Origin of the sequence: Pseudomonas sp. GGS8 (assembly GCF_024168645.1) — a bacterium.
Lineage (GTDB): Bacteria > Pseudomonadota > Gammaproteobacteria > Pseudomonadales > Pseudomonadaceae > Aquipseudomonas.
Map to the genome: position 1 here is coordinate 5,784,612 of NZ_JALJWF010000001.1, position 13,851 is coordinate 5,798,462.

Below are 13,851 nucleotides of genomic sequence, written 5' to 3' on the forward strand. Positions count from 1 at the left end.
ATTTTTGCCCCGCAGGTCCCGCTGTGAACTGATCGAATACGCGGACAGAGGCTTGGGCGCTTGCTCCCTCGCCATAGACGGTATCGGAAGACCATGGCTGCTCTTACAATGCCCGCACCTCCCACATCGGCCTGCCCATGGACATCGACCTCGCCCGCACCTTTCTGGAAATCGTCCGCCACGGCAGCCTGGCCGCAGCGGCTGAAAAACTGCACGTCACCCAGACCGCGATCACCGCCCGGGTGCAGAAGCTCGAAAGTCAGCTGGGCAGCACGCTGTTCGTGCGCAACCGCGCCGGTGCGCGCCTGACGCCGAACGGTGAGGCTTTTGTGGTTTACGCCAATCAACTGGTGCAAACCTGGGAAGCCGCGCGCCGGGACTTGCCGCTGCCCGAGGGCTACCGCGACGTGCTGCACATCGGTGGCGAGGTCAGCCTGTGCAACCCGTTGATGCTCAGTTGGGCCGGAGAGCTGCGCGAGAAGATTCCCAGCCACGCCCTGCGCATGGAAATCCGCGACGGTGAAAACCTGCTGCGCCAACTGGAATTGGGGGTGCTGGATGCGGCGCTGGTCTATCAGCCCGAATACTGGCCACGCCTGCAAGTCGAGCAGGTGCTGGAAGAAAAACTCATCCTGGTACGCTTGGCCGGAAAACCCGATCCTTACGTGTATATCGACTGGGGGCCGGACTTCCGTCGCCAGCACGATGCGGCGCTGCCTGAAAAAGCCAAGGCAGCCCTGAGCTTCAACCTGGGACCGCTGGCCTTGCAATACATCCTGGAAAACGGCGGCAGCGGCTATTTCCGCACCCGCGTGGTCCAGAGTTACCTGGAAAACGGCTTGCTGGAACAAGTGCCCAAAGCACCGGAGTTCAGCTATCCAACCTATCTGGTTTACTCCCGGGACCGCGATTCGGCGACCCTGCAACGGGCGTTCGACCTGCTGCGTGAAGTGATCAAGACGGACGACGACTGGTCCCAGCGCTGGAACCCGCTGACCTGACGCCAAACGGGCGTCTTGCACCGGAGCATGACGCTTGTGTCCTCAAGGTTCGGCCTGCCTGTACGGCGGGATCGGCTAATCTGCTGGTTATAACAATAACCACAGGTGAACTCAGTGAGGAAGACCACCGAAGCGTTCCGCGCGCGCTACCGTGCCGACATTCATCCGCTCTACAACCCTTGGTTGCACGGCGTCTTTGTGCTGCTGTTCGGGTTGCTGGCCATCGGCGGGTTCTGGAGCACGGTGCATCAGGTGCAACCGCTGGAATGGCTGGCGGTGCCGCTGACCCTGTTGTTTTTCAACTTCGGCGTGTACGTCGTGCATCGACATCTGGGGCATCATAAAAAGCGCCTGGCGCGGATGTTCTACGCCCGTCACGCGGGTGACCATCACAGCTTTTTCACCCCCGGCCACATGACTTATGACAGCGCCCGGGACTGGCGGGTGATTCTGTTTCCGGCCTGGCTGATCGTGCTGCATACCCTCGTCATCACGGGGCCTGCCTGGTGGCTGCTGGCTCAGCTCGATACCAACGTCGCGGGGCTGTTTGGCGGTTGCATGGTGCTCGGTTACCTGACCTATGAGGTGTTTCATGCCTGCGAACATCTACCGCCCGACAACCCGGTGACGCGTTTGCCGTGGATCCGCCAGATGCGCCGCCTGCACGAACTGCATCACCGCCGTGAGCTGATGCAGGAGCGCAATTTCAATATCGTGTTACCACTGATGGACTACCTGTTCGGCACCCTGTACTGGGAACCGGAGCAAGCGCCCCCGCACCTGACGAGAACGCCCATGACCCGTTTGCAGCATGTGATCGATATCGCTGGAAACCCAGTGGCCGTGCTCGCCTACGCCAGCACCGCGACCCATTGGCCGCAGTGGCATCCGTCTTCCCTCAAGGTCGACGGGCAGAGCGGGCCGCTGTATGCCGGGGCGCGGTTCGAGGAAGACATTCGGGCCGGCGGGCGTGAGGGGCATTTGAGCTGGGAAGTCGACCAATACCTGCCCGGACGCCGCTGGAGGGCTCGGGCCTGGGGCGATCATGGGCTGTCGTTGGTGGTGACTTACGAGTGTGAGATTGAGGGCGATGGCACACGGTTTATCCGCACCCTGGAATATCACTTCAGCGGCCTGGGGATGCGCCTCGCCAATCGTCTGTTGCTCAAGCGACGCATCGACCGCGAATCGACGGAGTCGATGCTGGCGTTACGCGAGATGGCGCAAAAACATCTGGCCCTGGCAGGAGTCAGCGCATGAAAAACCCCCTCAAGTTTCGTCATTTGTTGCTGCTGATCATCGTGATTAGCGCCTTGCTGTTGTTATTGCCGACCAAGGTTCAACCCGTCGCCTGGACACCGCCACCGGCGCCCTCCCTCGCCGATGGCATCTACGCCGACAATCAGCGACTCAAAGGCGTGGAACGTGTCGGTGCCGCTGACATCGACGGCCCGGAGGCGTTGCTGCTGGAGAAAGACGTCCTCATCACCGGCCTGCATGACGGCCGGTTGATTCGTACCAGCCTCGACGGCAAAACCACCCAGGTACTGGCCGTTACCGGCGGCAGGCCGTTGGGCCTGGCGCGGCATCCCAATGGTCTGCTGGTGATCGCCGACGGGGTCAAGGGGTTGCTGTCGCTCGACGCTCAGGGCCGGTTGATTCCATTGACCACCACGGCCAACAACCTGCCCTTCGGTTTTACCAATGACGTGGCCATCGACAAGTCCGGGCATTACGCTTATTTCAGCGACGCCTCCAGCCGTTGGGGCTACGGCAAGGATGGCGAGGCGATCATCGAGCACGGCGGCGACGGCCGTTTGCTGCGTTATGACTTCCAGACCGGTAAAACGGCGGTCCTGCTGGAGAAACTGGAGTTCGCCAACGGCGTGACACTGGGGCCTGACGACGCATTTGTGCTGGTCAATGAAACCGGCGCCTATCGCATCAGCCGCTATTGGCTGACCGGGCCGAAAGCCGGCACTCACGATCTGTTCATCGACAATTTGCCCGGGCTGCCGGACAACCTGGCATTCAATGGCCGCGACCGTTTCTGGGTGGCGCTGTATGCACCGCGCAATGCACTGCTCGACGCCACGGCACCCTACCCTCTGGTACGCAAAATGATCGTGCGGGCGATGACTATCCTGCCCAAACCCTTGGAGAAACGCGCCTTCGTGCTGGGACTGGACCTCGACGGCAAAGTGATTGCCAATCTGCAGGACGCCAGCAGCGGCAACTACTCCCCCATCACCACCGTGCGCGAGTATGGGGACTGGTTGTATCTGGGATCGCTGAAAGCACGGCACATGGCACGGTTACCGTTGAGTGCAGCATTGCAGCCGTGACAGTGATCAAACTGTGGGAGCGAGCGTGCTCGCGAAGGCGGTTTGACAGTCAACTTTGATGCTGGCTGGCATGGCCTCATTCGCGAGCAAGCCCGCTTGTGTCTTGCGCAGGAACCAGACGGAGGGTGGGGCATGGGGCACCCCGCATGGAGCCATAACATCGGACTCTGATCGCTCGAGGTGCTGGTATTGATCCCCGTTCCAATTTTGCAGTCACCGATCGTCGGTGACTCTGCATAGCGTCTCAGGACGGCGTCTGCAGTCGCTCAACGATCTTATTCTTGACCTCTACACGCTTCTGCTTGAGCTTCTTCAGTACCTCATCGCTGGGCGCATCCGATTGTGCGGACTCGGCCTTCAACACCTCCGCGTCCGCCTGGGAGTACTTGTTGAGCAGTGAATCCAGTAACGGATCCTTGGTGCGTTTTTGCAGGATCTCTTCCTTCGTGCAGCGCAAGTCCTGATAAAGGTCATGGGTCACCGGCATGGAACACCTCCGTTTGTTAATCGGTGGCAAACGTGATCGATGGCGTTCGCCAAGTATCAGAATGGCCTTGCTTACCCGGTTCTGTCGACCGTCTATCAGACCAGCGGTGTCCGTTCGTCGTCCTGTCGCAAATGCGATAAAACCTTTGTCCGAGCCCCTGCCTCCATTGAATAACGATCATCTGGATCGCCCATAAAAACCTGAGTGGAGAACGATCAATGGACGGATTCACCCTGCGCCACCTCGCCTTGGCCGTAGCCTTGAGCACCGGTATGGGCACGGCTTTTGCCGCCACCTCCAACGACTTTGTCGATGACGCAGCCGCAGGTGGCATTGCGGAAGTCGAGACCAGCAAACTGGCCCTGGAAAAAAGCTCATCGGCCGACATCAAGGCGTTTGCCAAGATGATGGTCACCGATCATTCCAAGGCCAACGAGGAACTGGCGGCACTGGCGAAAAAGCATGACATCAAGGTGCCGGACACGACGACGCTGGTCAAACAGGCCAAGGAGAAAATTCTTGATCTGCGCGATAAGTCCTTCGACACGGCTTATGCCAACAATCAAGTGAAGGCCCACGAAGAAACCATTGAACGGTTCAAGAAAGAAGCCAATACGGTGACCGACGACAGAGTCAAAGGCGCCACTGAGTTCAAGGCGTTCGCGCAAAAAATGTTGCCGACGCTGGAAAAGCACCTGGACATGGCGAAAAAACTCCAGGCGGCTCATCCCGATAAATAAGTAGCCCCAAGCCTTGAGGCCAGTCAGTCAAGGCGTGCGATCTTGTGGGAACGAGCCTGTGGCGAGGGGGCTTGCCCCCGTTGGGCCGTGCAGCGGACCCAGGACCTGCGAGCGCTGCGCACTCGAACGGGGGCAAGCCCCCTCGCCACACAAGCCCGCTCCCACATGAATTGCCCAGTCAATGCAAATCCAGAATCAGCCACCCAGCACGCTGCGGATCATGCGCAACAGTGCTTCAGGACCATAAGGTTTACTCAGCAGATAAGTATCGGGGCTGAGTTGGTGATTGCGCGAAATGATGTCCCGGGTATGGCCGGAGGTGAACAGCACGGCCACAGGAGGATTCTGCACCTTGGCCCAGGCGGCCAGGTCCGAGCTTTTGATCAAGCCGGGCATGACCACGTCGGTGAAGATCAGGTCCACCGCTACGCCGTCCAGCAACATCTGCATCGCCAGGTCACCGTTGGCCGCGGTCAGGGCCTGATAGCCCTCTTCGCGCAATAAGTCCACGACCGAACTGCGCACCGCTTCGTCGTCCTCGACCATCAGAACGGTTTCATGCCCGCCCCGGTGCTGCGGAGCATGGCGCATTGTTTCATCAGGCAACGGGCGCAAGCTGCGAGGGAAATACAGCTGCACCCGGGTGCCTTGCCCGACGACGCTTGCAATCTCGATATGCCCGCCGCTCTGTTTGACGAAGCCGAACACCATGCTCAACCCAAGGCCGGTGCCCTGGCCGTCAGCCTTGGTGGTGAAAAACGGTTCGAAGGCCTGCGCAACCACTTGCGGCGGCATGCCGACGCCCGAGTCAGCCACCGTCACGCAGACATAATCGCCCGCGACGATCCCCTTGCCGGCGCAAAACTTGCGGTCGAGGACGATGTTCTCGGCACTCAGGGCAATGGTCCCCTCGCCTTTCATGGCATCCCGGGCGTTGATCGTGAGGTTGAGAATGGCGTTTTCCAGTTGATTGCAGTCCACAAAGAGGTGCCATGGATCGTCAGGTGCGGACACCTTGATCTGGATCATCTCTCCCAGCGCTCGCTGCAATAATTCCCCGAGGTTTTCGAAGATCTGCCGTGGGTCGCATACGGCCGGCGACAAGGGCTGACGACGGGCAAAGGCGAGCAATTGCGAAGACAATTTGGCCCCGCGCTCGACTGCGGCAATCGAGGCGCCGACCCGGCGTTGCACGTTGGCGTTGTCCGGTTCGTGACGCGCCAGCAAATGCAGGTTGCCGGCAATCACCTGCAACAGGTTGTTGAAGTCATGGGCCACGCCCCCGGTAAGACCGCCGATGGCTTCGAGCTTCTGTGATTGACGCAATTGTTCTTCTGCAGCTAGCCGCGCGTCGACTTCATCAGCGACTCGCTGCTCCAGGTTGCGGGTGAACTTGAGCAAGGACTCTTCGGCAATCTTGCGTTCATGGATGTCGATCAACACCCCGGGAAAGCGGAAGGGTTCACCTTGCCTGTTGAACTCGCAACAGCCGCTGGCGAGCACCCACAAGTAACTGCCATCGGGACGCAGAACCCGGTATTCGGCGTTATAGGGCATGCCGGTTTCCACCGATTGGTTGATTCGCTCCTGAACCCAGCTGCGATCGTCGGGATGAATCTGCATTTGGGCGATGGCCGGTGACAGGTTGGCCAGGTCCTGATCGGGCGGGTAGGAAAACGTGCGGGCGAATCGTTCGTCGGCAGACAACACATCAGCCTTGATGTCCCAGACGAACGAGCCGAGCAAAGCCCCGGCATTGAGGGCCAGGCGAACCCTTTCATTGTCGGCGCGGTAGGCGTTTTCGGCTTCCTGGCGTCGGCGTTCGGAAATCACATGGTCAGTGGTTTCAACCACCATCGCCATGACCCCGGCGGGACACCCGTCATCATTGGCGACCGGGCTGTAGTAAAGGTCCATCCAGACGTCTTCGGGCACGCCATCGCGCAGCAGCACCAGTGCTTTGTTGTGATAGGACAAGGTGCCGCCCGCAAGGCAGGTGTCCACCACATGCCGATTGAATTCGGCGACCTCCGGCCAGCCCAGTTCCACCGGGGAACCCAGCAGGTAAGGATGACGCCCACCGGCAAATCTTGAGTAGGCGTCGTTATAGATCATGTAACCGGGGCGCCCCCACAGCATCACCATCGGCAGCGGTGAAGCGAGCAGTAACTGCACCGCGCTGCACAGGCTCCCGGGCCAGGTGTCGATGCGCCCAAGCTCGGTCAGGTTCCAGTCGAACGCACGAATGCGTTCGGCCATTTCGCCGCTCCAGCCGGTACATCCGTGGCTATTGTCTAGAAACTGCATCGACTGGCCTATGTCCTGTGAATGACATGTTTTCAGGCAGTGCAACAGCATGAGGAGACGCTGCCTGCCCGTCTGTTTCGAGCACTGCCAACGCCAATGGTTTCATAGAGGTATAGCTGATTCTCAACCGGCGCTTGTCGGGGCCGTATTTCGGCAAACGTGGTTGCCTCCTACGTACGTATCAATGTCGCAGGGTCAGCGGAAATCCCGGCTGCGCACATGGATACCGTCGAGCAATGAACTCAGGTCGCTCAAGCGTCCGGCAATCAGGTGCCGCACCTCGCCCACCTTTTCCCAGCGCCCATCGATCTTGAGCAATTGCGAGCCGACCAATACCTGTCGTTGCCGTTCGGCCAGATCGCGCCAGACCACCACGTTGACGTTGCCGAACTCGTCTTCAAGCGTCACGAAGGTCACACCGCTGGCGGTTCCCGGACGCTGCCGACCGGTGACCAGCCCGGCAACGCTGACCGGACGCCCATGCTCGACCGCCAGCAATTCCCTGGAGCTGCGACAGCGTCGGGCTTTGAGTTCCGCCCGCAGCAACGCCAGTGGATGTGGGCCGAGAGTGGTGCCGACACTGGCGTAATCGGCTTGCAAGTCTTCGCCCACAGTAGGTTTGGGCAGATCCACCGCCGGCTCTTCCTGACTCGGCAGACCGGCAAACAAACCGAGCTGCTTCTGCACCCCCGCCACCTCCCAGCGCGCCCGATGCCGATCACCGGCCAGCCCACGCAGTGCACCGGCATCGGCCAGTTGTTCCTGGGCGCGGGCATCGAGTCGTGCCCGCTCGCCAAGGTCAGCGATGTCGGCAAACGCCCCTTTCGATCTTGCCATCTCGATGCGCCGGGCATCATCTTCGCGAAAGCCCTTGATCATCCGCAGCCCCATGCGAATCGCCGGCTGCGCGCCGGTGATCGGTTCCAGGCTGCAATCCCAGTCGCTGGCCCGCACATCCACGGGGCGAATCTGCAAATGATGGCGGCGGGCGTCCTGGAGAATCTGGTCCGGGCTGTAGAAACCCATGGGCCAGCTGTTGATCAGCGCACAGGCAAAAGCCGCCGGCTCGTGGCATTTCAACCAGCAACTGGCGTAGGTCAGCAAGGCGAAACTGGCGGCGTGGGACTCGGGAAAACCGTAATCGCCGAAACCTTTGATCTGCTCGAAGATCTGCGCGGCAAACTCCGCCGTGTAGCCGTTTTTCCTCATGCCGTCCGCCAGGCGTTCCTTGTGTGGCTCCAGTCCGCCATGGCGTTTCCACGCGGCCATGGAACGGCGTAATTGATCGGCCTCGCCGGGGCTGTAGTCGGCGGCAACAATCGCAATCTGCATCACCTGCTCCTGGAACAGCGGCACGCCCAGGGTGCGCTTGAGCACCGCTTCAAGCTCTTTCGACGGGTATTTCACCTCTTCTTCGCCCTTACGCCGCCGCAGATAGGGATGCACCATCCCGCCCTGAATCGGCCCCGGACGAACGATCGCCACCTCGATCACCAAATCGTAGAAGTTCTTGGGTTTGAGCCTGGGCAACATCGACATCTGTGCCCTGGACTCGATCTGGAACACCCCAATGGTGTCCGCATGGCCGATCATCTCGTAGGTTTGCGGGTCTTCGGCCGGCACCGTCGCCAGGCTCAGGTCACGGCCCCGGTGCCGACGCAGCAGATCGAAACAACGGCGAATCGCGCTGAGCATGCCCAGCGCCAGAATATCGACCTTGAGCAGCCCGACCGCATCCAGATCGTCCTTGTCCCACTGGATGATGGTGCGCTCGGCCATGGCGGCATTTTCCACCGGCACCAGGCTGTCCAGAGGCTGCTCGGAAATCACAAAACCGCCTGGGTGCTGGGACAGGTGCCGGGGAAAACCGATCAACTGTTGGGTCAGGCTCAGCACTCGGCGCAACACCGGGCTATCGGGATCGAAACCACCTTCACGCAGACGCTCGACGGGCGGCGCCTGATCACTCCAGTGGCCGCAACAGTCGGCCAGAGCGTTGACCTGATCCGGCGGCAAACCCAACGCCTTGGCCACGTCGCGTACTGCGCCGGCACCGTGGTAAGTGCTGACCACCGCCGTCAGCGCCGCACGAGCCCGGCCATAACGCTGAAACACATACTGCAGGACTTCTTCGCGCCGCTCGTGCTCGAAATCCACGTCGATATCCGGCGGTTCGTTGCGCTCCCTGGAGAGAAAGCGTTCGAACAGCAGCGTGCTCCGATCCGGGTCGATCTCGGTGATCCCCAGCACGAAGCACACCGCCGAATTGGCGGCAGAACCGCGGCCCTGACAAAGAATGTGTTGCTGGTGGGCGAAATTCACAATGTCGTGAACCGTCAGGAAATAACTCTCGTACCCCAGCTCGGCTATCAGCTCCAGTTCCTTGTCGATCTGCGCCAACACCTCGGCCTTGGGGCTTTTTTTCCAGCGCCACTGAATGCCTTTTTCAGCCAACGCCCGCAGCCAGGACGCGGCCGTGTGACCGTCGGGAACCAGCTCCCGGGGATATTGATAGCGCAACTGACTGAGGTCGAAAGTACAGCGTCGGGCGATGTTCAGGGTCTCGTCGAGCAATGTCTGCGGGTAGAGATCGCGCAAATCGTCGAAGCTGCGCAAATGCCGTTCACCATTAGGGTGCAAACGCAACCCGGCCTCGGCCACCGGCAGGTGATGGCGGATCGCGGTCATGGTGTCCTGCAAGGCGCGCCGGCCCCGGGTGTGCATGTGCACATCGCCGCTGGCCACCGCCGGGATTCGCAGCTCCCGCGCCAGGGTCAGCAGCGCCTCCAGTCGCCGAGTGTCGTCCTGCCCGCGATGTAACTGAACGCTCAGCCACAGGCGCTCGGCGAAGGTCTGCTTCAGCCAGTGGCCCTGCGCAAAGTCATCAACGGCGTCAGGCGCCCACAACACCAACAGCCCCGGCAACGGCTCGCTGAAGTCCTCCCGCAGCACTTGATACTGGCCTTTCTGCGTGCGGCGTCTGGCGCGGGTGATCAGTCGGCACAGGGTTTGGTAACCCTCGAGGTTTTCCACCAGCAGTACCAGTTTCGGGCCGCCTTCGATGCGCATTTCGCTGCCGATGATCAGCGGCAGCTCCACGGCCTTGGATGCCTGCCAGGCACGGACGATACCCGCCAGCGTGCATTCGTCGGTGATTGCCAGCGCTTGATAGCCCTGCTTTTTCGCCCGTTGAAAAAGCTCAAGCGCACTGGAAGCACCGCGCTGAAAACTGAAGTTCGACAGGCAATGCAGCTCGGCATAGTCGACGCTCATGCGAACCAGCCTTGCAGCCACAACGGGCCATATTCACCCACCGCCCGGTAGGCCCAGCCCTGCTGGCCGGAACGGGTCTCGATCAGGTAGTAATCGCGGCGCACGTCGTCGCCGTCCCACCAGCCGGACTCGATGCGCTCCGGCCCCATGAGAATGCGCGTCGAGCCTTCGTGTACCGCCTGCGGTTCAGTCAGCAACCAGCCCGGACGTTGCACCGCAGGCAGCCCCCCGCAGGCCTGGCTGTCGACAGTGGTCTGCCACGCGCATTCCGGCCGGTGATCGGCCTGGAAGCGCAAGCCCTGTACCGCGTCATCCCCCAGCCGTGCGCGCAAGCGTTCGCGCAGTTGCTCCCAGGGCAAGGATTGCTGCGGACGGTCGTCGAACAGTTCCTGACGCTGGGGCACGAAGGCTGGTAGATCTTCAGCGCGCAGACGAAAACCGCGCACCGGCGCCTCGACCTTGACTTGTTCCAGACGTCCTCGGGCCAGTTCGAACAGCATCGCCGGATCGCGCTCGGCGCTGAGAAGGCCGACCTTGATCACGGTGTCCGGCAACCCCGCGTGCTCCAGGTGCAAATCGAAACGTTGCACACCGCTGTCTCGGCCGCAGAGGAACGCCGACAGATCGCCAGTCAATCGTCTTAAAGGAAACAACAATGCCTGATGGGATTGCACATCGAAGTTGAGCTCGATGCGCACATCGAAACGGTCCGGTGGCAGGTAAAACGCCAGCGCCAGCCGCCGTTCACCGAACAGGCTGTCCAGATGCTTGAGCACCTGGGCCTCGAAACGCCGGGCCAGACTATGCCGGGGCAACGCCTGCACCTGACTCAAGGTGCGCAGCCCCATGCGCGATAACGTTGTGGCAACGCTGGGCTCCAGGGCGATCCGGTCGACGGGCAACTGCCCCAGGTGATGCTGCAAGGCGTCATTGTCCGGCACCACCAGACCGTCATAAACGTTGGCCAGCACCCGCGCCGCCACCGGGTTGGGCGCGGCGACAATCCGATGGCGAAACCCCAGCTCAGTGAGCTCGGCGCGCAGCCGCGCCTCGAACTGCGGCCAGGGCCCGAACAAGCCCAGACTGGATTCGATTTCAAACACCACGGCGCGCGGGTAATGCACGCTGACCTGGGAGCTGAACCGATAGGCCCAGGCGGCCAGGAACTGCTGCCAATGTTCGATTTCGGCGGCATCGTATTCGGCGGTGACGAACCCTTTGCTCAGCGCCTGGGCGGCAGTCATCGACTGACCGGGTCGCAAACCCAGCGCCCGCGCCGAGCCGTTGACCGCCTGCAGCACCCGACGCTGGGCCGGGCCGGTCAGCAGCGCCAGCGGCTCCTCGGGGTCGGGGCGCTGACGCAGTACCGCGTCCAGCGCCAATTGCGGGAAGACAATGCAAACCCAGCGCATGGCAACCTCAATGCCCCACGGCAAAGGCAATCGGCGCCGAACGGGCCAGCCCGCCCCGGCACTTGAGCACTCGCAACTGAGCAGGCTTGGCATCGATGGCGATGCGCAGGGCCGCTGGCGACGGGTTGATGGCTTCACTGAGCGAGCGATAGGCGAACGCCAGGGTCTGGCCGGTTTCGGCCGCCACCTGCAAACGTCGCAACGCCCGGTCGTCGGCCTTGTGCGGCCAACACAACACCGCCCCGCAACTGCCCGAACGCAGGCATTGTTCCGCCGCCCACAGCGCATCGCGCTCGCTGGCCTGGATGATCGACAACTGGCGCAGATCGACCCCGGCGTTCTGCCAGGCCTGGGGATACGGCACGTAAGGCGGCGCCACCAGCACGATGCGCTCGCCCGCCGCCGACAACCGCGCCAGCGTCGGCCATACCAGTTGCAACTCACCCACGCCCTGCCCCGCCAGGAGGATTTCACTCAGCGCCGCTTCCGGCCAGCCACCGCTCGGCAAGGCCGCATCCAGTGCTGCATGCCCCGTGGGTTGCGGGCTGACGGTCGGTGACGCAGGCCGGCCCTTCCAGACCTGGCCGCCATTGAACAGCGTATCCAGCGCAACGACGGCGCCCATCACCCTTGCCTCACCAAGCCGCAGAACACGCCTTCGATGGCCAGGTCCTGATCAGCTCGAACAATGATCGGCTGGTAAGCCGGATTGCGCGGTAACAGGCGAACAGCATCGCCGACCCGCTCGAAACGCTTGATGGTGACTTCGCCGTCGAGCCTCGCCACCACGATCTGGCCGTTGAGCGCTTCGGGATTGCGCCGCACACCCACCAGATCGCCGTCGAGGATGCCGTCCTCGATCATCGAATCACCCTGGACCCGCAGCATGTAATCCGGCGCTCGCGAGAAGATCGACGGATCGAGCAGCAAACGGCTGTGGACCTCGGCATCGGCACCGATCGGCGCACCGGCCGCCACGCGGCCCAGTACCGGAACGTCCAGCAGCTCGGGCCGCGGCGGCTGGTTCAATAAGCGGATGCCACGTGCCTGATGCGGATTGACCTCGATGAAACCCGCCTCGGTCAGCGCCAGCACGTGCTTGCGCGCCACGCTACGGGAGGCGAAACCGAAGGCCTCGCTGATTTCAGCGAGGCTCGGGGGCTGACCGTGTTCGGCGATGCGATCGCGGATGAAGGTCAAGATGGCGGTACGGCGGGGAGTTAAAGTCGTCATGGAGTACATTTGTACTCCTCCGGCTTTTTCCTGGCAAGGACTTGCTCGACATCTGCCCTGTACGTGATGCCTTGCCGAAGGCTGCGGTCCGATATTTAGCCGATGCGCAATGCGCGCAGGTCAAGGCAGCCGTCCTGGAGCGGCGGGCACCAGTAGTAGCCACCAGTGATCGGTCGGCTGATGCGGTACAAGCCGTCGGTAATGCCGTCTTCCAGACCGCTCATGCGCCGCAGTTGGGCTTCGAATGCATCGAGGGAAAAACCGAACGCCAGGAACATCAGGCCGGCGCGATCGCCTTCGATCCACGGCATTGAGCGACGGACCACAAAGGCTTCAGGTGCGAAGCTTTCCTGGGCGGTGCGTTTGACGTGGGCGGAGATCGGAGCGTCGTCGAGCTCTTCGTTGTCGCTCAGGCGCCGGCCCATGATGTTGTCCTTCTCGTGGGACGGCATCGCGTGGAAACCTTTCAAATCATGCTGCCACTGCTGGATCGCGGCGAAGCTGCCACCGACCAGCCCCTCAGCGCCCTCGCCCAGTAGCGCAGCGGCTACAGCGGCTTCGTCGTGAGGGTTTTCGGTGCCGTCTTCGTAACCGGTCAGGTCGTGGCCGGTCATGTGCCGGAAGGTTTCGTTCATCTGCACCAGACGCAGGGCCGGTGCCAGCGCGGCTTCGATCGCGTGGCTGCGATTGAGCAATTCGCCACGGTCAACACCGTGCAGCCAGCACCAGAGCGCGTGTTGGGTCGACGGGTTGTCGACACCGACACCGACCAGCGCAGGAAAGGCGCGCAAGCCGTCGATCTGCGCGTGCAGCGCCTTGACCAGGGATTCGCCGAAACCGACCACCGCCGATTTTCCGTCCACCAGGCGCGTCAGGTTATCCAGCGCCGCCGGCAGTGCCTCGGCGGATTCGAGGGCGAAGAACATATGACGAGCTTGAGGCGGAACTGGGGTGGCGAGGATGCCCGGCTGGTAGTAACTCATATGAACTCCTTTAGAAAGAGCGTGAAGTTTAACCGGGGGATCATTACTTGTGTGTTCTCACAGGCAAAAG

Annotated in this window: 11 protein-coding genes; 4 read left to right on the forward strand and 7 right to left on the reverse strand. The window is 61.8% G+C overall.

The window, feature by feature from the left end; genetic code table 11:
- Positions 1–137: 137 nt before the first annotated feature.
- From J3D54_RS25730 to J3D54_RS25740, 3 genes are all read left to right on the forward strand, one after another.
- Entirely contained in the window at positions 138–1,001 is an 864-nt protein-coding gene (locus J3D54_RS25730; RefSeq protein ID WP_007941771.1) for a LysR family transcriptional regulator, read from the forward strand.
- A gap of 114 nt (positions 1,002–1,115) precedes the next feature.
- A complete protein-coding gene (locus J3D54_RS25735) occupies positions 1,116–2,261 on the forward strand; it encodes an SRPBCC family protein (RefSeq protein WP_253424434.1) in 1,146 nt (381 codons plus the stop codon).
- Positions 2,258–3,346 (forward strand): SMP-30/gluconolactonase/LRE family protein, encoded by a 1,089-nt coding sequence (locus tag J3D54_RS25740; protein WP_253424437.1) that lies wholly within the window; start codon positions 2,258–2,260, stop codon positions 3,344–3,346. The genes J3D54_RS25735 and J3D54_RS25740 overlap by 4 nt, the downstream gene beginning before the upstream one ends.
- Positions 3,347–3,590: 244 nt before the next feature.
- On the opposite strand, the gene J3D54_RS25745 is transcribed toward J3D54_RS25740, so the two are convergent.
- Positions 3,591–3,833 carry a hypothetical protein gene (locus tag J3D54_RS25745; RefSeq protein WP_253424440.1) on the reverse strand — a complete coding sequence of 81 codons (243 nt, stop codon included), beginning with the start codon at positions 3,831–3,833 and terminating at the stop codon, positions 3,591–3,593.
- Between the two features lie 218 nt (positions 3,834–4,051).
- Here J3D54_RS25745 and J3D54_RS25750 point away from each other — a divergent pair, with 218 nt between their 5' ends.
- The gene (locus tag J3D54_RS25750) at positions 4,052–4,573 is read left to right on the forward strand and encodes a DUF4142 domain-containing protein (RefSeq protein ID WP_253424443.1); all 522 of its coding nucleotides are present in this window, start codon (positions 4,052–4,054) and stop codon (positions 4,571–4,573) included.
- Between the two features lie 195 nt (positions 4,574–4,768).
- Here the strand turns inward: J3D54_RS25750 and J3D54_RS25755 are convergent, their stop codons facing one another.
- The 6 genes from J3D54_RS25755 to J3D54_RS25780 form a co-directional block, all read right to left on the reverse strand.
- Complete coding sequence (locus J3D54_RS25755) at positions 4,769–6,880, reverse strand: PAS domain-containing sensor histidine kinase (RefSeq protein WP_253424446.1); 2,112 nt, start codon at positions 6,878–6,880, stop codon at positions 4,769–4,771.
- A 195-nt stretch (positions 6,881–7,075) separates the two neighbouring features.
- Positions 7,076–10,153 (reverse strand): error-prone DNA polymerase, encoded by a 3,078-nt coding sequence (locus J3D54_RS25760; protein ID WP_253424449.1) that lies wholly within the window; start codon positions 10,151–10,153, stop codon positions 7,076–7,078.
- The gene (locus J3D54_RS25765; RefSeq protein ID WP_253424452.1) at positions 10,150–11,565 is read right to left on the reverse strand and encodes a DNA polymerase Y family protein; all 1,416 of its coding nucleotides are present in this window, start codon (positions 11,563–11,565) and stop codon (positions 10,150–10,152) included. The genes J3D54_RS25760 and J3D54_RS25765 overlap by 4 nt, the downstream gene beginning before the upstream one ends.
- A gap of 7 nt (positions 11,566–11,572) precedes the next feature.
- Entirely contained in the window at positions 11,573–12,190 is a 618-nt protein-coding gene (gene imuA / locus J3D54_RS25770) for a translesion DNA synthesis-associated protein ImuA (RefSeq protein ID WP_253424455.1), read from the reverse strand.
- Positions 12,190–12,807: a transcriptional repressor LexA gene (lexA, locus tag J3D54_RS25775; protein WP_253424458.1), complete on the reverse strand. Its 618-nt coding sequence runs from the start codon at positions 12,805–12,807 to the stop codon at positions 12,190–12,192. The genes imuA and lexA overlap by 1 nt, the downstream gene beginning before the upstream one ends.
- A gap of 86 nt (positions 12,808–12,893) precedes the next feature.
- Positions 12,894–13,781 carry a Dyp-type peroxidase gene (locus J3D54_RS25780; protein ID WP_253424461.1) on the reverse strand — a complete coding sequence of 296 codons (888 nt, stop codon included), beginning with the start codon at positions 13,779–13,781 and terminating at the stop codon, positions 12,894–12,896.
- Positions 13,782–13,851: the final 70 nt, after the last annotated feature.